18 protein-coding genes and 1 tRNA gene are annotated in these 19,018 nt (G+C 34.2%); 12 read left to right on the forward strand and 7 right to left on the reverse strand.

Going from position 1 to position 19,018, the window contains the following annotated elements; genetic code table 11:
• Positions 1-12: 12 nt before the first annotated feature.
• Genes ISP73_01065 through ISP73_01075 form a run of 3 tightly spaced genes read right to left on the reverse strand, consistent with a single transcriptional unit; the run spans position 13 to position 3,513 of the window.
• Complete coding sequence (locus ISP73_01065; protein MBL6657176.1) at positions 13-2,220, reverse strand: gliding motility-associated C-terminal domain-containing protein; 2,208 nt, start codon at positions 2,218-2,220, stop codon at positions 13-15.
• A gap of 42 nt (positions 2,221-2,262) precedes the next feature.
• The gene (locus ISP73_01070; GenBank protein MBL6657177.1) at positions 2,263-2,751 is read right to left on the reverse strand and encodes a 6,7-dimethyl-8-ribityllumazine synthase; all 489 of its coding nucleotides are present in this window, start codon (positions 2,749-2,751) and stop codon (positions 2,263-2,265) included.
• Between the two features lie 33 nt (positions 2,752-2,784).
• Positions 2,785-3,513, reverse strand: a complete 729-nt coding sequence (locus ISP73_01075; protein MBL6657178.1) for a tetratricopeptide repeat protein — start codon at positions 3,511-3,513, stop codon at positions 2,785-2,787.
• 73 nt (positions 3,514-3,586) lie between these two features.
• On the opposite strand from ISP73_01075, the gene recF reads away from it, so the two are divergent.
• Both recF and ISP73_01085 read left to right on the forward strand, forming a co-directional pair.
• Entirely contained in the window at positions 3,587-4,681 is a 1,095-nt protein-coding gene (recF, locus tag ISP73_01080; protein ID MBL6657179.1) for a DNA replication and repair protein RecF, read from the forward strand.
• Positions 4,665-4,958, forward strand: coding sequence for a DUF721 domain-containing protein (locus tag ISP73_01085; protein MBL6657180.1), 294 nt, complete (start codon positions 4,665-4,667; stop codon positions 4,956-4,958). Before recF ends, ISP73_01085 begins: the two co-directional genes overlap by 17 nt.
• Positions 4,959-5,007: 49 nt before the next feature.
• Here ISP73_01085 and ISP73_01090 read toward each other — a convergent pair whose 3' ends face one another.
• Positions 5,008-5,427: a nucleoside-diphosphate kinase gene (locus ISP73_01090; protein ID MBL6657181.1), complete on the reverse strand. Its 420-nt coding sequence runs from the start codon at positions 5,425-5,427 to the stop codon at positions 5,008-5,010.
• An 86-nt stretch (positions 5,428-5,513) separates the two neighbouring features.
• Between ISP73_01090 and ISP73_01095 the strand changes: the two genes are divergently transcribed.
• From ISP73_01095 to ISP73_01110, 4 genes are all read left to right on the forward strand, one after another.
• Positions 5,514-6,509, forward strand: a complete 996-nt coding sequence (locus tag ISP73_01095) for a bifunctional oligoribonuclease/PAP phosphatase NrnA (protein MBL6657182.1) — start codon at positions 5,514-5,516, stop codon at positions 6,507-6,509.
• 105 nt (positions 6,510-6,614) lie between these two features.
• Positions 6,615-7,199: an FKBP-type peptidyl-prolyl cis-trans isomerase gene (locus tag ISP73_01100; GenBank protein MBL6657183.1), complete on the forward strand. Its 585-nt coding sequence runs from the start codon at positions 6,615-6,617 to the stop codon at positions 7,197-7,199.
• Positions 7,199-7,936, forward strand: coding sequence for a DUF1295 domain-containing protein (locus ISP73_01105; GenBank protein ID MBL6657184.1), 738 nt, complete (start codon positions 7,199-7,201; stop codon positions 7,934-7,936). Before ISP73_01100 ends, ISP73_01105 begins: the two co-directional genes overlap by 1 nt.
• Positions 7,937-7,995: 59 nt before the next feature.
• Positions 7,996-8,069 (forward strand) — tRNA-Met (locus tag ISP73_01110).
• A 38-nt stretch (positions 8,070-8,107) separates the two neighbouring features.
• Here the strand turns inward: ISP73_01110 and ISP73_01115 are convergent.
• From ISP73_01115 to ISP73_01125, 3 genes are all read right to left on the reverse strand, one after another.
• Positions 8,108-8,542, reverse strand: coding sequence for a hypothetical protein (locus ISP73_01115; protein ID MBL6657185.1), 435 nt, complete (start codon positions 8,540-8,542; stop codon positions 8,108-8,110).
• Positions 8,543-8,616: 74 nt separating this feature from the next.
• Positions 8,617-9,396, reverse strand: a complete 780-nt coding sequence (locus tag ISP73_01120; GenBank protein MBL6657186.1) for a class I SAM-dependent methyltransferase — start codon at positions 9,394-9,396, stop codon at positions 8,617-8,619.
• The gene (locus tag ISP73_01125) at positions 9,396-10,670 is read right to left on the reverse strand and encodes a serine hydroxymethyltransferase (protein MBL6657187.1); all 1,275 of its coding nucleotides are present in this window, start codon (positions 10,668-10,670) and stop codon (positions 9,396-9,398) included. The genes ISP73_01120 and ISP73_01125 overlap by 1 nt, the downstream gene beginning before the upstream one ends.
• A gap of 43 nt (positions 10,671-10,713) precedes the next feature.
• On the opposite strand from ISP73_01125, the gene ISP73_01130 reads away from it, so the two are divergent.
• From ISP73_01130 to ISP73_01155, 6 genes are all read left to right on the forward strand, one after another.
• Complete coding sequence (locus ISP73_01130; GenBank protein ID MBL6657188.1) at positions 10,714-11,661, forward strand: nitronate monooxygenase; 948 nt, start codon at positions 10,714-10,716, stop codon at positions 11,659-11,661.
• 20 nt (positions 11,662-11,681) lie between these two features.
• Positions 11,682-13,175 carry a gliding motility-associated C-terminal domain-containing protein gene (locus ISP73_01135; GenBank protein MBL6657189.1) on the forward strand — a complete coding sequence of 498 codons (1,494 nt, stop codon included), beginning with the start codon at positions 11,682-11,684 and terminating at the stop codon, positions 13,173-13,175.
• 63 nt (positions 13,176-13,238) lie between these two features.
• Complete coding sequence (gene guaB, locus ISP73_01140; protein ID MBL6657190.1) at positions 13,239-14,702, forward strand: IMP dehydrogenase; 1,464 nt, start codon at positions 13,239-13,241, stop codon at positions 14,700-14,702.
• A gap of 33 nt (positions 14,703-14,735) precedes the next feature.
• A complete protein-coding gene (locus tag ISP73_01145) occupies positions 14,736-16,838 on the forward strand; it encodes a peptidylprolyl isomerase (GenBank protein MBL6657191.1) in 2,103 nt (700 codons plus the stop codon).
• 17 nt (positions 16,839-16,855) lie between these two features.
• Positions 16,856-17,701: a hypothetical protein gene (locus ISP73_01150; GenBank protein MBL6657192.1), complete on the forward strand. Its 846-nt coding sequence runs from the start codon at positions 16,856-16,858 to the stop codon at positions 17,699-17,701.
• Complete coding sequence (locus ISP73_01155) at positions 17,688-19,013, forward strand: peptidylprolyl isomerase (GenBank protein ID MBL6657193.1); 1,326 nt, start codon at positions 17,688-17,690, stop codon at positions 19,011-19,013. Before ISP73_01150 ends, ISP73_01155 begins: the two co-directional genes overlap by 14 nt.
• The last annotated feature ends 5 nt before the right edge of the window (positions 19,014-19,018 follow it).

Genomic DNA, 19,018 nt, shown 5'->3' on the forward strand with positions numbered 1-19,018 from the left:
TGCTGGTTTTTTTTATTTAAAAAGGTGAATTGTTCCCGTTAATATTCTGGTGTTGTAAATAATCTTGTAGGTGTATAATCCGTGAGATACTTTATTTCCTTTAAATGTCCCATCCCAGTAGGTGTCTATATTATCAGTGCTGAAAATTAATTCACCCCACCTATTAAATATTGAAAATGTGTAGTCTAAAGGGGTAAAGTTTAATACAGGTTTTAATCCGTCATTAATAGAATTTTCATCTGGTGTGAAAGCAGTTGGCACATGAACTATTTCATTTATAGTTTTACTAATTTTAATATTTTTATAAATACTATCTCTACAGTAATTAGAGTTTTCTGCAAACAAAATTACTTGTAAAATAGTGTCTAATTCGCTAGTGTAAGACTTCTCAACAGAGTAAGCATTGCTTACTTCTCCATTTCCCAACTTCCAAATGAAGTTATTGTCAGTTTTGTTTGATATGTTTTCAAAGTACATTTGTTGAGAGTTTTCTGAATTACCTAAATAGTGTACATTGAAATTAGGCTCGGGTACAGGGAAAATAGTTACATAAAGTGAATCGGTTATATGACAACCATTTAATGAAGCGAAAGCTGTATAGTATCTATCATCATAAACTTTTTCTATTGTATTATTTGGCAAAATACCATCCCAAACTACTGTACCGTTTGATTCTGCATTTAAGAGTAATAATTCACCTTCACATATATTTTTATCATTTTCAATGCTTAGTGATGGTGTAGGTTTAATATAAATATTTATTGAATCAACCTCTACACAGCCGTTGTTATCGGCAGTTACTTTGTAAGTTCTTGACTGAGTCGGATAAAAAGAAGTGTTGTTATTAATATTGTTATCCCACGAAATGGTGGTTCCTGACGAAGAATATGCAGAAAGCACTACTTCATCTCCTTCACAAATAGAAGTGTCCCGTTTAATATTCAAAGATAATTCTGGTCTTGATGAGACTGATATTTTAACACTATCTTTGTTGGTGCATCCGTATTTTTCAGAAAAAACGGTGTACGTTTTTGTTGCTATTGGTGTAAAGGGTATGCTATCAGTTACATTATTATTCCAATTTATAGTTGCATTAGAAGGGTTTTCTGCTGATAAAACAATTTCATCGCCATTACATATAGTTTTATCTAATCCAGCATCAACATAAGCATTCGTATAATTAACAAATACTACTGTGTCGTCCTTACACGTGCCAGACTCATAATACACTCTAAGTCTGAATGTTCCAGTATCTTGAGTAGTATAAAATACACTTTGACCGTCTTGATGAATAAATATGATGGTATCGCCAACACATAAATTAGTACTTCCATGTGTAAAGCTAGCCGTAACGGTTGGGCAGTAAGGATTCATGTTTGACTCTATATCAGACCAATCGTTAACAATATTTGTATTTTCATCAATAATTAATTGGTAATGCAATGCTGCCACAGATGAGTCTAATTCCGTATTATAAATAGTAAAAGGTTGTGCACCACCCCAAACTGTCCACGGTTTCATAGGATTATCAATTTCTGATGATATAATTATTGAGCCTTCATTAGGTTTTGGTCTTCCTGGAAATATAGCCAAGGTTGTATGAGTACATATATCAAACATATCTCCAGAAAAATCAAAAGAACCACTTGTATATAGTTTGTTGCAATTCGGCACATCAACCATTGTTGCATAGCTGCCTGATGAGAAAATAGTTTCAGTAGGTGAAAGCCCAGCAGGTCCAATACTGGGATGTATTCTACTCATTTCAGGAGAGCCAAAACCGCCATTATTATAATATGTGCCATTACTCACTATTGTACCATAAATATTATTGACTGTTGTAAATGGACTTTCACTGGTAGAGCCACTTTCAAAATTTTCAGATAACCAAACGACATGACCGCCTTCTTCAATAAAGTTTTGTACTATCTGTCTTTCAATTTCTTGAACGGGCTCCAATTCCCAGTTTTGAGTTGTACTATTAAAGAAATATCCTTCAGCGATATATGCAATATCAAAGTTACTAGTATCCAGACTGTTATTGATGTTAGATTCTGTCATGTGTATTTCTACAAAGCCAACGGATGAATAAACAGTTTGTAAATAGTTAGTATCAACCTTATTTGATGAGTTAAGTATAAAAATATTAACTTCTTGAGAATACAAATAAGAGAAAGAAAGCGACAAGAATACAAAGAAGTAATATTTGATGATATTCATGGCAAAATTTTAAGTACAACAAAGTTAAGAAAACTTTACAAACTATAAATTTTTTCTAAGGTTTACCATTTTAATGGCTGTAATACTAGCTTCTACACCTTTGTTGCCATGTTTGCCGCCAGAGCGGTCTATAGCTTGCTGCATTGTATTGTCAGTTAGCACACCGAAAATAACGGCTTTATTATATTTTAGAGACACGTCTTTTATGCCATTTGCAGTAGTCTGGCATACATAGTCAAAGTGTTTGGTTTCGCCTTGAATAACACTTCCTAAGCAAATAACGGCATCAACGTTTTTTGATTCTAATAAGAATTGAGCAGCAAGAGGAAGCTCAAAGCTACCAGGCACATTCTTTCTAATAATATCCTCTCTCTTACACCCACATTCTACAAGTGCTCCGTAAGCACCTGAAAATAAGTTTTCAGTGATATTTGCATTCCATTCCGAAACAACAATACCAATCTTCATGCCCTTAGCTGAAGGCACATCTTCTAGATTGTAATGAGATAAATTTTTATTTTCTGTTGCCATTAAAAAAAGCTCGATAAACGAGCTTTAGTTAGATTATTTTCTTAATTCAGCTCGATTAATATACTTTTCTATATCTCTCGCTTCATCAGAGGTAGAATACTTAGTTTTAATTAATGTATAGTATTCTACTGCTTTGCTGAACTTTTCTTCTTGCTCCAATGCCATTGCAGCTCTTTTAAGATAAATAGGAGCGGTGAATTCATTTTCACTGTTGAATGCTGCTTTAGTCCAATAGTTTATAGCTTCATCAACTTCGTCAATATTCATATAAGCATCACCTAAACTTCCATAGCATATAGAAGATATGATTTCATCGTCACTTGAAAAATCACTTAAGTATTCAATAGCAGACTCATTATCGCCTGTACGTAAATAGCTGATTCCAGCGTAATAGTTTGCTAAATTGCCAGCATCTGTAGAACCGTAATCGTCTATAATGTCTAATAACCCTAAGTTATCATTAATACCATTTAATGCTAGATTGAAGGAATCTTTTTCAAAATATTCTACAGCAACAAACAATTCAGTTTGAGCTTCTTCATTAATTGATTGAACATAAAATTTATCGTAGGCAAGATAAAGTGCAATCACTGCAACAACACCAAACACAAATGTAGAGAGTTGTTTTTGATTATTCTCCACCCACTGCTCAGTACGTGTTAGCGTTTCTTCAACAGCTGCAAACTGCTCTTCCGTTTTATTTACCTTCTTTTTAGCCATTTGTTTATAAAATTGAGCCACAAAAATAACTTTTTTTTCCATTTGAAAAACTTTACAGACTATAGCTTATTTTAAGTTAAATTTTAGATAACTTAGTGCTAGTTAAGATACGCTGATGTTTTTAGAAAAATTATCCGTTTTAAATTTCAAAAATCATGCTGAAAGTCGTTTGGATTTGAATCCAAACGTTAATTGTTTTGTTGGTAATAATGGTTCAGGAAAAACTAACTTGCTAGATGCTATTCATTACCTTTCTTTTACAAAGAGTTTTTTTATTAAACAGGATAGTTTCAATATTCTTTACAATCAACCATTTATGTCTATAGAAGGCATTTTTGATAAAGACAATACTAAAGATATAATTCAATGTGCTGTAAAATCAGGTTCAAAGAAGGTTATAAGAAAGAATAAAAAAAATTATGACAAACTCTCTGAACACATTGGATTGTACCCATTAGTGATGGTGTCGCCAACGGATAGCGAACTTCTTCTTGGTGGCAGTGATGTCAGAAGAAAATACATGGATAGTGTCATTTCTCAGTTTGATAAAGAGTATCTAATCTCGGTTATTCACTACAATAAACTCATTGCCCAAAGAAATGCATTACTAAAAACAATTAAATCCGATTATTCTTCACTATCTTTATATGATGAACAGCTTGCTCCACTCACACAGACTATTTTTGAAAAGAGAAAGTCTTTTTTAGATTTATTGTTACCAATTTTCTTAAAATATTACAATGAAATTTCTGCTACAGATGAGAGAGTTAGCATTGATTACAACTCTCAGTTAACTGAGGGTAATTATTTAGAATTATCAAAACTTAATTTTGAAAAAGATAAAGTCGTTAAATTTTCATCAGTTGGAACGCATAAAGATGATTTAGTATTTAATTTGAACGATCATTTGATTAAAAGAGCAGGTTCTCAAGGTCAGCAAAAAACCTATTTATTAGCACTCAAATTAGCTCAATTTGATTTTATGCAAGATGCTTTAGGCTATAAACCAATGTTACTATTAGATGATATCTTTGATAAATTAGATGACAATAGGGTAGAACACCTAATGTCCTTGGTTCATCGCCATCATTTTGGGCAGATATTTGTAACCGACACTCATCCTGAGAGAACAAAGCAAATCTTTAACAAGATAAATGCTGACTTCAAATTGTTTCACATTAAAAACGGAGCCGTTGAAAAGGAAGAGTAACCAACAGTCATTAGGAGATGTAATTAAAGATTTTCTTAGAGAAAGCGGTTGGGAACAAAAGCTTGATGAAGTAAAGATAATTACGGAATGGGATAAGTTATTGGGAGCTTCTTTGGCAAAGTATACGGATGAAGTATTCATATCCAATAAAAAACTACACATAAGGCTAAATTCATCAACATTACGCCAAGAACTATCTTACCAAAGAAGTGAGCTTATAAAAAAGCTAAATGATGCTGTTGGTAAAGAAGTGATTGTTGATATAATCCTAAAATAAAAAAAGCCCTAATCCTGAAGGAAAAGAGCTTTCTAATGCATTTATTTAATTATGAACGCTCTTCCTCTGTAAAGAAGAAATCAGCTTCAATAGCAGCATTTTCGTCAGAGTCAGAACCGTGTATAGCATTTTTTGCTTTACTCTCAGCAAATTCTTTCCTGATAGTGCCATCAGCAGCTTCTGATGGATCAGTAGCGCCAATAAGTGCTCTGAAATCAGCAACAGCATTATCTTTTTCAAGAATTGCAGCTACAATAGGGCCAGAACTCATATAGCTTACCAATTCTCCATAGAATGGGCGTTCCTTATGAACTGCGTAGAAAGTACCAGCAGAATCAGTAGATAACTGTGTTTTTTTCATTGCTGCAATTCTAAAACCTGCAGCGTTTATTCGTTCTAAAATAGCACCGATGTTTCCTTTTTCTACGGCTTCGGGCTTAATCATTGTGAATGTTCTATTAGTTGCCATTTGTATAGTCATATAATTTGTTGGCGCGAATTTATAAAATTCCTTTGCTAAATACACTCAGTTTTATTCTTATTTTAGCAAACTTTATGAAAGCAGAAGAATTAAATCAATTAAAATCGTTTTTGTCATCCCCAAGACGAATTGTAATAACTACTCACAAAGGGCCTGATGGTGATGCTATGGGTTCCTCTTTGGGCTTAGCTAATTATCTTCAAATAAAGGGGCATACAGTTTCAGTTATTACACCCAATGATTACCCTAGTTTTTTGAAGTGGATGAAAGGAAATGATAACGTTATAGAATTCTGTTATCATGAAGAAAAAGCTAAGCGAATTACAGAAAAAGCAGAACTTATATTTTGTTTAGATTTCAATATACTTAGTCGAATTGACACCTATGCTCCAGTAGTAGAGTCATCCAAAGCGCCAAAGGTTTTAATAGATCATCATCAACAGCCAGATACTTTCGACTTTAATTTTTCGGATACTACAGCTTGTTCAACCGCTCAATTAATTTTTGAATTCTTAGAGCTTTTGGGTGACCAACACTTAATTAATCAGGATATAGCAGAGTGCTTATACGCTGGCATAATGACAGATACTGGGAATTTCAGGTTTAATTCGGTAACCTCAAAAACACATCAGATTGTTTCTACTCTTATAGAAAAAGGAGTGAGGAACGATTGGGTATATGACAAGATTCATGATAATAATTCTGTAAGTAGATTAAAGCTTTTAGGCTATTGCTTAAACGAAAAATTAGAGGTCTTGCCAGAATTTAATGCTGCATATATCTGTCTGACCGAAGAGGAGCTAAAGCGATTTAACTTTCAAAAAGGAGATACTGAGGGCGTTGTAAATTATGCACTATCAATAAAAGGAGTTAGAGTAGCGGCCTTTTTTGTTCAAAGAGATGATATAATTAAAATATCATTTAGGTCAAAAGGGGATATTTCAGTAAATCAGCTTTCTAGAGACCATTTTGGTGGTGGTGGACACATAAACGCTGCTGGTGGTGCTTCGACAGACATGGATTCTGCTATTCAAACATTCAAAAAAGTAATATCAAATTATATAAACTAACTAAAAATCAATTTAATGAAAAAAATCGTTATAATTTCCGGAGTAACTGCACTTATATTTTCATGCAATAGTGTGGATACAATGAACACTGAATTAACTACAAAAATGGACTCTGTAAGTTACAGCTTAGGAGTGAGTCTTGCCAATAATTTAAAGACTAGCGGCTTTGAAACTGTTGAATCTGATGCTATTTCGTCAGCATTTAACGATGTTTTTTCTGAAAATGATGTGAAGATAAGCGAAGAGGATGCTAATGCTTTAATACAAGATTACTTCATGGAATTAAGTCAAAAGAAAAGTCAAGAAGCGATTAGCAAAGGACAAGCGTTTCTTGATGAAAACGCTAAAAAAGAAGGTGTGGTCACAACAGCATCAGGTTTACAATATCAAGTTTTAACGCAAGGACAAGGTACTAAGCCAGCTGCAAGTGATGAAGTAACAGTACATTATCATGGCACATTAATAGATGGCACTGTATTTGATAGCTCTGTTGATAGAGGTCAGCCAGCTTCATTTCCAGTAGGTGGTGTAATTCAAGGATGGGTAGAGGCTCTACAATTAATGAATGTAGGCTCAAAATATAAATTATTCATACCATCCAATTTGGCATATGGCGAGAGAGGGGCAGGAGGTTCAATTGGTCCCAACGAAACACTTATTTTTGAGGTAGAATTACTATCGATTAATTAATGGCATTAATAAACGAATTAGAAAAGCAAGGTAACTTCTTGTTTAAGTATAGAGGGCAATTTCCTATTGTCCTCTTTATTTTGGCTATTCCTTTCATCTATGTCACTGAGGATATACCCCCTTTGCTAGCAGAAAATTATACTTTTTTGGCTATCGGTTTATCTGTTATAGGATTTGTCATTAGAGCTTACACAATTGGCACAACCCCTAGAGGGACATCAGGAAGAAACACTAAAGAACAAGTTGCTGAACAACTCAATAGTACTGGTATTTATTCCATGTTAAGACACCCACTTTATCTAGGGAATTATTTTATGTGGATTGGTATTGTATGCTTTACTTATAATTGGTGCTTCGTTGTTATAGTTAGTCTTTTGTACTGGGTATATTACGAACGTATTATGTTTGCTGAAGAGCGATTTTTAGAACAAAAATTTGGTCATAACTATTTAGATTGGGCAAAAACATTACCAGCTTTTATACCTAAATTTTCAAACCTTAAGAAAAGCGAAATCCCATTTTCTTTTGTGAGTGTTTTAAGAAGAGAGTATTCTGGAGTATTGGCTACTGTTATTGGTTTTGTATTTGTAGATTTTTTGAGAAATTACTTTGCCGGTGATGATGTACTTATTTCCAATTTTTCAATAGATATACTAATTGTTTCTGTGTTGCTAAGTTTAATTCTTAGAACGCTTAAAAGACACACTAAACTTTTGAATGAAGAAGGGAGGTCTTAAAAATTACAAAAGGCTATTTGAGGAGTTGACAAAAATAGTATATTTGCCGACCCAACAATGGCGAGGTAGCTCAGTTGGTTAGAGCGTCGGATTCATAACCCGGAGGCCGAGAGTTCAAATCTCTCCCTCGCTACTCTAAAAAAGCCCCTGCATTTGTAGGGGCTTTTTATTTTAGTTGTTTTCAGTTTGTATAGGCACTCTATTGCTAAGCATTAAGAAAGTCGCTAGACAACAGAAAATCACAAATAATAAATGATAATACATGCATACATCAGGAATGTTAGGGTCATTTTTTACAATAAAAACACCAATAACATTTATTATAATAAGTGCTAAAAATGTTTTAACAGCAAAAGACTTAAAGACTTTGGTGCCGTCATAATTCAGTTTATTTGGAAAAGAAATAATAATCTGAGCCATCCAAAGTGCTGCAACGATTAGGTGTGAAAGCTCTCCAGTTGAAAAATAAGAATTCATTTCAGCAGGAACTACTAAGAATCCGTAAAGAGTAAATCCTAGTAAAAAGAAAAAACGTTTTCGGGCAATAACGCCATACAGTGTAATTAGTACTGGAATGGCAGGAACAATATGCAATAAAGTATCCATAAAATAACTTGTTAAGATTAGACATCTAAGTTATAATTATTTTAATAGAAATGGATAATAATGATTAATATGCTTTATTTTTTGGTTGCTTTCAATGAGAAAACATATGGTAAGTTTTGATGTGCTCTATCTTTTAAAACATGTTTTCCAGCTTCTCTTTCTACCATTCCTTTAAGCAGATAAGGCGTGTAATTATATTCTTCAAAAGATTGAAGCTTTAGGCCATTAGATTCAAGAGCTACAAAAATTTCTGTAAGCGAATGGTTCCACCAGTAAAATTCACTATCCAAATTTTCTCCACCGTCTGTATAGCTTCCTTTTTCTTTTTCAATCCTCATATCTTTGTCAAAGAAATAATCATGTCCTTCAAGAATACTTAAAAAAGGATGAGTTTCAACTAATAAAAAGGTGCCGCCTTTTTTAAGGTGTTTGGCAACAACCTCACCCCATTTTTTGAGATTAGGAAGCCATCCAATAGCGCCATAAGAAGAGAAAACAATATCAAACTCTTCTTCCAAATCAAGTTCTAATACATTAGACTCAATGAAGCGACAAGGCACATTAACTTCATTAGAAAGTTCTTTTGCAGCTTTAATGGCAGAAGGCGAAAAATCCACTCCCGTTGCTTCAGCACCTAGATTAGCCCATGAGATAGTATCTTGACCGAAATGACATTGTAAGTGCAGCATAGACTGCTTACTAACATCTTGCAATATAGATCGTTCAATATCATTTAAGCTGTATTTGCTCGATTTAAATTTTTCATTGTTGTAGAATCGAGACTCCATATGTACAGGCGTTCTATTCTCCCAAGACTGTAAATTCTTTTTGAAATGTTGGCTGAAATCACTCATTAGTATGTAAAAAGCGGAAACTGTCCCATAAGGTCATTGACTTTCTTGCGCACATTTTGAATAACTTCTTCATTGTCAATATTCATAAGTACTTCGTCAATTAAGTCTACTATTTGAGGGATAGTATCTTCCTTCACACCACGTGTTGTTATTGCTGGAGTTCCAACTCGCATACCTGAGGTTACAAAGGGCGAATTATCATCAAATGGCACCATATTTTTATTTACAGTTATATCTGCCTTTACTAAAGTGTTTTCTGCGTCTTTACCAGTAATGCCTTTTGATCTTAAATCCAACAACATACAGTGGTTTTCAGTACCGCCAGAAATTACTTTATACCCTTTATCTATAAAGCATTGAGCCATTACTTTCGCATTTTTGATCACTTGAAGTGTGTATTCTTTAAATTCTGGCTCTAGAGCTTCTCCAAAAGCAACGGCTTTAGCACCAATAACATGCTCTAGTGGCCCGCCCTGGGTGCCAGGGAATACTGCTGAATCCAATAAAGAGGACATCTTTTTAACTAAACCTTTTGGGGTTTTCAAACCCCAAGGGTTTTCAAAATCTTTCCCTACCATTATTAAACCACCTCTAGGTCCTCTCAACGTTTTGTGAGTGGTAGTAGTAAGAATGTGGCAGTAGGGAGCAGGATTGTTTAAATGTCCTGCAGCAATAAGTCCTGAAGGATGAGAAATATCACCCATTAAAAGAGCGCCTACTTTGTCGGCAATTTCTCTAAATCTTTTATAGTCAATATCTCTTGAGTAAGCTGAGGCACCGCAAATAATTAACTGTGGTTTTTCTTCAATTGCTGTTTGCTCTAAAGCATCGTAATCAATTAAGCCATCCTCTTCCTTAACAGAATAGAAACTAGTCTTATAAATTTTACCAGAAAAATTAACAGGAGATCCGTGAGTAAGATGTCCTCCATGAGCTAAATTGAAACCTAGGATTTTGTCACCCGGCTTAAGAACAGCTAAAAAGACCGCTGCATTAGCTTGAGAACCTGAATGAGGCTGTACGTTGGCATATTCAACACCAAATAATTCTTTCACTCTATCAATTGCTAATTGCTCAACCTTGTCAACAACTTCACAACCACCGTAATATCGTCTTTTAGGAAAACCTTCAGCATATTTATTAGTTAATACAGAACCCATAGCTTCCATAACCTGTTCACTAACAAAGTTTTCCGAAGCAATCAACTCAATGCCGTGCATCTGACGGTTTTTTTCTTCTTCAATTAATTCAAATATTCTTTCGTCTCTTTTCATTGGTAAAATTTATCTAATTTCGTAACGCGAACAAAGATAGTTAATGAACAATAATATTACTCAATTATTTGGTATAAAATATCCACTAATCCAAGCAGGTATGATTTGGTGTTCTGGCTGGAGGTTAGCATCGGCTGTGAGTAATGCCGGCGGACTAGGAGTTATAGGTTCAGGCTCAATGTATCCAGATGTGTTGAGAGAGCATATTCAGAAATGTAAATTACACACTTCAAAGCCTTTCGCAGTCAATTTACCATTATTATATCCTCAGATTGATGATCATATTAATATTCTGATTGAAGAAGGGGTAAAGGTTGTTTTTACCTCTGCTGGAAATCCTGCTAAATGGACGTCACACCTTAAAAAGCATGATATTACTGTGGTACATGTTGTAAGTAATGTCAAATTTGCCAAAAAAGCTTTAGAAGCCGGAGTAGATGCAATTGTAGCTGAGGGTTTTGAAGCCGGAGGTCATAATGGACGAGAAGAAACAACTACTATGTGCCTGATTCCTCTTATAAGAAAATCAGTTTCTCTGCCACTTATTGCGGCTGGAGGCATTGCGACCGGAAGTGGAATGTTGGCAGCAATGGCATTAGGTGCCGATGGTGTTCAGATAGGAAGTAGGTTTATAGCTTCGCCAGAATCTTCAGCACATCAAAATTTTAAAGATTTTATTCTTAATTCTAAAGAGGGTGATACCCAATTAATGCTAAAAGAAATTACACCAGTTAGACTACTAAAAAACGAGTTTTATAATCAGCTTATTGAAGCTTACAAAAATGGAGCGAAAAAAGAAGAACTTATCTCTTTATTAGGAAGGGGGAGAGCCAAGAAAGGAATGTTTATGGGAGACCTAAATGAAGGTGAATTGGAAATAGGACAAGTTTCTGCACTCATGGAAACTATAAAACCCGCTGCCGATATTGTTCATGAAATTATTGAAGAATTTAATTTGGTAAAAAATAAAATGTCAGAAATGAAGTTTTAGACACAGAATAGTTGATGGTAATGAAAGTTTTTCGATGTTTTATATTAACCTTGCTTGTTTGCAACTCCTTTGTAGTTTTTGCTCAAGACCCTAATCCACCCTTAATTACTAGAATTAGTGTTAACCCCGTAAGTGAACAAGTGGATATTTATTGGGTTAATAATTCTAACCAGGTTACAGGTTACATCATTTATTTTGAAGATATCTCTGGATTATGGATACCGCTTGATACCGTCTTAGGTCTAACAAATACCAACTATACCACTACCAATGCAAACCCACAAAATAAAATCGAAACCTTTAGTGTAGTTGCATTTGACGCAATGGGAAACAATAGTATTAGAAGCACTGCCCATTCAACCATTTTTGTAAACAATTCTTATGAAGAATGCGATACCTCTGTTTTTTTAGATTGGAACCCTTATCTCAATATGGTAGGAATGGAAGCTTATCAGCTTAAAATTATTAGAGAAGATTTGACAAGCGGGACGATTTTTCCTGAAGAAACATTAGATTTAGAAAAAGAAGATACTTCTATTTTTTTAGCTGTGGATTATTCAAGTAAGTACACAATGTGGTTAGAAGCAACAAGTACAGCATCTTATGTGTCAAAATCAAATAGAATATCATTTACATCTACAGATATAGACATTCCAACCTTCAGCTACGTTAACAGGGTAACGGTGGAGGGAGAAACTAATATTAAGGTTACAGCATTATCTAACTCTGTTGACCTAAGCCATTTTAATATTTATCGATCGTTTACAGCAGATGGATTTCAGTTTTTTTCAGGAAAAGCAGAATTATCGCCTAATGGATACTTATTTACAGATGATTTGGTTTTACCTTACAGAAACTTATATTATTACAGAGCTAAGCCAGTAGATATTTGTGGTAAAGAATACGATTTAACGACTCTAACTAATCTAAGCGATACCTCAATCGTACATAACCTGAAGCTCGACCCTCAGAGTATTAATAAAGAAAGTATTTCAGTAATTACTGGAGAGTATGATGGTTTTATCAGTGCATCACATTTAGAAATATGGAAAGAGGTCAATGGCGAGCGAACGTTTTTACAAAACGTGTACACTTTTACACCTTATGACATTTCCATTGAAAACGATTTTGGCAAAGTGTGTATCTATCAAATTTCTACAGAAGATGACTTTAATGAATTAGGAAGGAAAGACACTGTTTTTTCAAACCAAGTTTGTATTTCTAAATCCCCTTTACTGTACATACCAAAAGCCTTTACACCAGATAATGGTGATATTAAAAATGACGTTTGGAACATTACAGTCAATCAGTCAGAATCCATAGACTCTTACAAATTACAAGTCTTTTCTAGATGGGGGCAATTGGTATTTGAAACCAATTCATTGCAAGAGGGTTGGGATGGAACATTTGCAAATAATATTGCGGCAAACGGCATGTATATATTTGATATTCAAATCCAATTTGCACAAGGGCAAACCCTAAGAGAAACAGGGCGTATAGTTTTACTAAGATAATCCTAGTTTAAATATTATTGATTTACAATAGAATTTACTACTTTTGCCATTCTAAATTCGATTATGGATTATAGCAAGAAAATAATAGGCGAGGGATTAACTTACGATGATGTGTTGCTTGTGCCAGATTATTCTGACATATTACCCCATCAGGTAAATGTTACCACTCAATTTTCCAGAAATATAAAACTTAATATCCCCATTGTTTCTGCTGCTATGGATACAGTTACAGAAGCAAAGATGGCAATTGCATTGGCACAAGATGGTGGCATAGGTGTTCTTCACAAGAATATGTCTATTGCCAATCAATCTGCAGAAGTAAGAAAAGTAAAACGTTCCGAAAGCGGAATGATTTTAGATCCCATTACACTTCCTCAAAATTCTTCTGTAAGTGATGCGTTAGCCATTATGAAAGAAAATAAAATTGGTGGTATACCAGTAGTGAAAGAAAACTTAGACTTAGTTGGTATTGTAACTAATAGGGATTTGAGATTCGAAAAAAACCACGACAAGAAAATTGTTGAGGTTATGACTACTATTGATGACTTAGTAACGACTCAACTAACGGATTTAGAAAATGCTAAAGACATTCTCCAAGCCAATAAAATTGAAAAACTTCCTGTTGTTGACGAACATGGTAAACTGGTAGGTCTAATTACCTACAAAGACATCATGAAAAATAAGACTCGACCAAATTCGTGTAAAGATATATACGGTCGTTTAAGAGTTGCTGCTGCCGTTGGAGTGACTACTGATGTTTCGGAGCGAGTTCAAGCGTTGGTTGACGCAGGTGTAGATGCTATTATAGTAGATACCGCTCACGGACACAGTAAGGGAGTCATTGACACAGTTAAAAAATTAAAGTCTGAATTTGAGATTGATATTGTTGCAGGCAATATTGCTACAGAAAAAGCGGCATTAGCACTAGCGGAGGCAGGAGTAGATGCTGTAAAGGTAGGTATAGGTCCAGGTTCAATATGTACAACTAGAGTTGTTGCTGGCGTTGGGCTACCTCAATTATCAGCAATTATTAGTGTTTCAAAAGCTCTAAAAGATAAAGGAATACCCATCATAGCAGATGGCGGAATTCGATATTCAGGTGATATTGTGAAGGCCATAGTTGCCGGAGCAAGTTCTGTTATGTTGGGTTCTATATTTGCCGGTGTTGAAGAAGCACCAGGTGAAACCGTAATTTTTGAAGGAAGAAAATTCAAAACATACAGAGGAATGGGTTCTGTTGAAGCTATGCAAGCAGGATCAAAAGACCGTTATTTTCAAGCCAATGAAGATAATGCCAAAAAACTCGTTCCAGAAGGAATTGTAGGAAGAGTTGCATTCAAAGGAAACCTTGATGAGGTAATTCACCAAATGATAGGTGGATTAAGAGCTGGTATGGGATACTGTGGCGCACATGATATATCTACACTAACCGAAGCTAAATTTATACGTATCACATCAGCAGGAATGACTGAGAGTCATCCTCACGATGTTAATATTACTAAAGAAGCCCCTAATTATAGCCGATAATAACTAAAAAACTAATTATTAAATCTTAGAAAAATGAACAGAATTTTAATTTTACTTGCCCTTGCATTTTCCTTCTCAACAGTGAATTATGCTACAGCTAGTAACCCAGGTGATGACAAGTCCGATGATGTTGTAATGTCAGTAGGACCAGAAAATGTACCTTTGGGTGAATTTGAAACTATTTTCAGAAAGAATAATACTGAAAATGAAGTCAACCAAGAATATTTAGATGAATATGCTGATTTATTCATTGACTTTAAAAGAAAGGTATTATATGCACAAGAAAATCAGATGGATACTTCAGCTAGCTTCAAAAAAGAATTAGCTGGATATAGAACTCAATTATCTAGACCATACCTCACCGATCAAGCAGCTGAAGATGAGCTCATCGAAGAAGCCTATGAAAGGATGAAATATGAGCTTAGAGCTAGTCACATTTTGTTAAATGTTGCTGAAAACGCTTCACCAGAAGATACTCTTAAAGCTTACAATGAGATTAAAAACCTCAGAAGCCGTATCCTAAAAGGAGAAGACTTTGCTTCAATTGCAAAATCATTCTCAAATGACCCTTCAGCTAAAACAAATGGTGGAGATTTAGGGTATTTTTCAGCCTTTAGAATGGTTTATCCATTTGAGACAGCAGCTTACAATACAGCAGTGGGTGATTTATCACAACCATTTAGAACTCAATTTGGCTATCATATATTAAAAGTAGTTGATAAACGTCCTAACAGAGGTGAGGTTAAAGTTGCTCACATTATGATTGAAGAAAGAGACGATGCAACTCAAGAAGAAATACAAGGAAATCAAGAAAAACTAAGACAATTATTAGAATCTTTAGAAAACGGAAGTTCTTTTGAAGAGATGGCTAAGTTTTCTGATGATAAAAGCTCAGCATCTAAAAGAGGTGAATTACCATGGTTTGGTGCTGGTCAAATGGTGCCAGAGTTTGAAAATGCTGCATTTAATTTGCAAAATACTGGAGATATCTCTAAGCCTGTGAAGTCTATGTACGGATGGCACGTTATTAAGTTGTTAGATAAGAGACCTATTCCGTCATTTGAAGACTCTAAAGCTGAAATCCAGAGAAATTTAAAACGTGATACAAGAAGTAACAGAGGTGTTGAATCTTTAGTTGCTAAAATTAAAGAAGAGTATAATTTTACTGAAGTTAGAGGAATCAGCTCTAGAACATCAAGCAATCATGATTTTTATATCACAAGATTGAATTTACTAACATTAGACTACGGTGGAAAAGGGGCTTCAAATCTTGATCCATTTTGCAAAATTAACTACAAAAACTGGGATAGAGACTTTTACAAAACTCAGGGCAGAACAATGTTTACACTTGATGGTATTGAATACACTCAAGATGACTTTGCTGACTATTTAGCTGAGAATAAAATTACTACTGATTCAGCTAACACCTGCCCAATGGTGAAAAAGCGTTACGACGAATGGGTAACAAAAACGTGTTTGGATTATGAAGATTCTCAATTAGAAAACAAATACCCAGAGTTCAAAGCTCTAATGAAAGAATACCACGATGGTATTATGTTATTTGATTTAATGGATCAGAAAGTATGGTCTAAAGCCATTAATGATTCAGCAGGCCTTATGAATTACTACAACCTAACAAAGGAAAATTACCGTTGGGATGAAAGAGCGATAACTAAAGTATATACTTCAAAAGATGAGGCTACTGCAAATAGAGTACGTACCCTAATCAATAATCGCTACAATTCTAAAGTTCTTAATTCTGAAGAAATTTCATATTTAAGACTAGGTAAAGGAGAGTTTTTCTTGAGTGATGATAGAATTCTTTCGTTGATGAATCGTTACGAGTCTAACAGACTTAAAATTTCATCTAGAAACTTTCAAAAAGAAGAAAGTACAGTAGTAGATAACCATTGGTTCAATGGCTTAACTGCTAATGAGAGTAACCTTGACGGATCAGTATTCTTTGCAGATGTCAAAGAAGTTAAAAATGGTGGTTTAAAAACCTTTGAAGAGGCTAGAGGCGAGGTGATAACCAATTATCAAAATTATTTAGAGGCAATTTGGAAACTTGAATTGGAAGAAAAGTACCCAGCTTCAGTTAACAAAGACGTATTGTACTCTATAATAGAGAAGTAATAATTAGTATTTAAATTATGGGAAAAAAGGCTTTAGTATTCATTTTATGTTTAGGTCTTTTTTCCTGTGATTTTTTTAAAGACGAATCAGAAATATTTCTTGTAGAGGTTTACGGCAATGAACTATTCTACAAAGATATTGAGCATTTAGTTACACCAGGACTAAATGAAACAGATAGTCTTAACCTTATCAACAATCTTCGTGAAAAGTGGGTGAAAGAACAATTGCTATTGCAAAAGGCAAGACTTAACTTACCCCTTATTCAACAAAACGTTACGGCACAAGTTGAGAGTTACGAAAATGCACTTCTCATATATTCTTACCAACAAGAACTACTTAACCAAAAACTAGATTCAGTAATTTCAAAGGAAGAAATTCAAAAGTTTTATTCAGAAAATAAAAATAATTTTCTTCTCAAAGACGATGTTGTTACTGTAAATTATATAAAGTTAAAACGAGAAGTTCCTTATTTGTGGAAGGTAAAGTCTTTATACAAAAATAATGACGAGGACAGCAAGGTAAGTTTAGAAGATTATTGTTACCAATTTGCACAAGATTACTTTATTGAAGATAATTGGCAATACGTAAAAGATGTTTTTTTAAGTTTACCAAATAATGAATCTTCAAAAAGGTATCCTCTGAGAAAAGGAAAATCTCTAGAATTTACAGACGAAGAGTTTCATTATTTTTTATATGTTAAAGAATATAAAGCGAAGGGTAGCGTTTCTCCATTGAGTATGATTGAAAATCAAATTCGTTCAATTATACTTAACAGAAGAAAAATTAGTTTTCTTGAAGAAACCGAAATGAAACTGTATAAGACAGCATTATCAAAAAATCACATTCGATATGAAAAGAAATAGCATTTTAATTGCTTTATGTCTACTAAGTTTTTTGGGAAATTCTCAAAATTCTGTTGAAGGTATTGTAGCTGTAGTAGGAAATAAAGTTATTCTTAAATCTGCTGTTGAAACCCAATACTTGCAAATGCGTCAGAGTGCTGTAGTAGGAGAAGAAGCTAAGTGCCAGATACTCGATGAAATGATGTTTCAAAAACTCTTATCTCACCATGCAGAAGTAGATAGTTTAGAAGTTTCGGAAGATGAAGTTGACAAAGCCATTGAGCAGCGAATAGACTTTTTTGTTAGCCAAATAGGATCTATTCAAAAATTAGAAGCATATTTTGGTAAAACCATTTCTGAACTTAGAGAAGAGTTTCAGACACTATTCAGAGAGCAAATCTTAGGACAACGTATGGAAAGTAAGGTTACATCAGGAGTTAAAGCTACACCAAAGGATGTTTTGCAATTCTACAATAGAATTCCTGAAGATAGTTTACCTATTTTCCCTGAAGAAATTTACCTATCTCAATTAGTTGTTTTTCCAAAAGTAGATACTAAAGAAAGAGAACGTATTACCAATAAATTAAACGGATTTAAACAACGTATTAAAGACGGTGAAGATTTTGCCTTTTTAGCCTCTTTATACTCTGATGATCCTGGCTCTGCAAAGTTAGGTGGCGACTTAGGTTTTGTGAAAAAAGGAAAGCTTGTACCAAAGTTCGAATCAGTAGCTTTTAGACTGCAAGAAGATGAACTTTCAGAAATCGTTGAAACTAAGTTTGGTTTCCACCTAATCCAAATGGTAAAAAGGAGAGGAGAGCAGTTTAAGATAAGACACATCCTCATTAAGCCAAAAATTAGTACACAAGCTATTATAAATGCCAAATCAACACTCGATAGCTTAATAAATTTAATGGATTCTGATACTTTGAGTTTTGAGCAATTAGCTGTAAGGTACTCAGAAGATGAATCTAAAAATAATGGAGGAGTCATGGTAAATCCACAAACAGGTTCTTCCTCTTTTGTTTTAAAAGAATTAGACGCCTCAGTATCATCCACTATTGATGGCTTAAGCCAGACAGAGATGTCAAAACCAACCGTTTTTGAAACTTTTGATGGTAGAAAAGCCTGTCGTGTTATTCATGTGGATAGAATCATTGAAGAGCATAAAGCTAATTTAAAAGAGGACTACGATAGAATACAATCGGTAGCTTTACAAGAGTTGAAGGCGATAGCCTTACAAAATTGGAAAAAAGAAAAAATAGAAGAAACCTATATTGATATCAAAGATGACTTTGATTGTGTATGGAGTGATAATTGGAAAAAGAAGTAAGAGAA

The organism is Flavobacteriales bacterium (assembly GCA_016779935.1).
In the GTDB taxonomy this organism is placed as follows: Bacteria; Bacteroidota; Bacteroidia; order Flavobacteriales; family UBA7312.

What these genes read in the sequence shown, in the direction of transcription:
- ISP73_01065 (MBL6657176.1), bottom strand. Translation starts at nt 2,220, where the DNA reads ATGAATATCATCAAATATTACTTCTTTGTATTCTTGTCGCTTTCTTTC.
- ISP73_01070 (MBL6657177.1), bottom strand. Translation starts at nt 2,751, where the DNA reads ATGGCAACAGAAAATAAAAATTTATCTCATTACAATCTAGAAGATGTG.
- ISP73_01075 (MBL6657178.1), bottom strand. Translation starts at nt 3,513, where the DNA reads ATGGAAAAAAAAGTTATTTTTGTGGCTCAATTTTATAAACAAATGGCT.
- recF (MBL6657179.1), top strand. Translation starts at nt 3,587, where the DNA reads ATGTTTTTAGAAAAATTATCCGTTTTAAATTTCAAAAATCATGCTGAA.
- ISP73_01090 (MBL6657181.1), bottom strand. Translation starts at nt 5,427, where the DNA reads ATGGCAACTAATAGAACATTCACAATGATTAAGCCCGAAGCCGTAGAA.
- ISP73_01095 (MBL6657182.1), top strand. Translation starts at nt 5,514, where the DNA reads ATGAAAGCAGAAGAATTAAATCAATTAAAATCGTTTTTGTCATCCCCA.
- ISP73_01100 (MBL6657183.1), top strand. Translation starts at nt 6,615, where the DNA reads ATGGACTCTGTAAGTTACAGCTTAGGAGTGAGTCTTGCCAATAATTTA.
- ISP73_01105 (MBL6657184.1), top strand. Translation starts at nt 7,199, where the DNA reads ATGGCATTAATAAACGAATTAGAAAAGCAAGGTAACTTCTTGTTTAAG.
- ISP73_01115 (MBL6657185.1), bottom strand. Translation starts at nt 8,542, where the DNA reads ATGGATACTTTATTGCATATTGTTCCTGCCATTCCAGTACTAATTACA.
- ISP73_01120 (MBL6657186.1), bottom strand. Translation starts at nt 9,396, where the DNA reads ATGAGTGATTTCAGCCAACATTTCAAAAAGAATTTACAGTCTTGGGAG.
- ISP73_01125 (MBL6657187.1), bottom strand. Translation starts at nt 10,670, where the DNA reads ATGAAAAGAGACGAAAGAATATTTGAATTAATTGAAGAAGAAAAAAAC.
- ISP73_01130 (MBL6657188.1), top strand. Translation starts at nt 10,714, where the DNA reads ATGAACAATAATATTACTCAATTATTTGGTATAAAATATCCACTAATC.
- ISP73_01135 (MBL6657189.1), top strand. Translation starts at nt 11,682, where the DNA reads ATGAAAGTTTTTCGATGTTTTATATTAACCTTGCTTGTTTGCAACTCC.
- guaB (MBL6657190.1), top strand. Translation starts at nt 13,239, where the DNA reads ATGGATTATAGCAAGAAAATAATAGGCGAGGGATTAACTTACGATGAT.
- ISP73_01145 (MBL6657191.1), top strand. Translation starts at nt 14,736, where the DNA reads ATGAACAGAATTTTAATTTTACTTGCCCTTGCATTTTCCTTCTCAACA.
- ISP73_01150 (MBL6657192.1), top strand. Translation starts at nt 16,856, where the DNA reads ATGGGAAAAAAGGCTTTAGTATTCATTTTATGTTTAGGTCTTTTTTCC.
- ISP73_01155 (MBL6657193.1), top strand. Translation starts at nt 17,688, where the DNA reads ATGAAAAGAAATAGCATTTTAATTGCTTTATGTCTACTAAGTTTTTTG.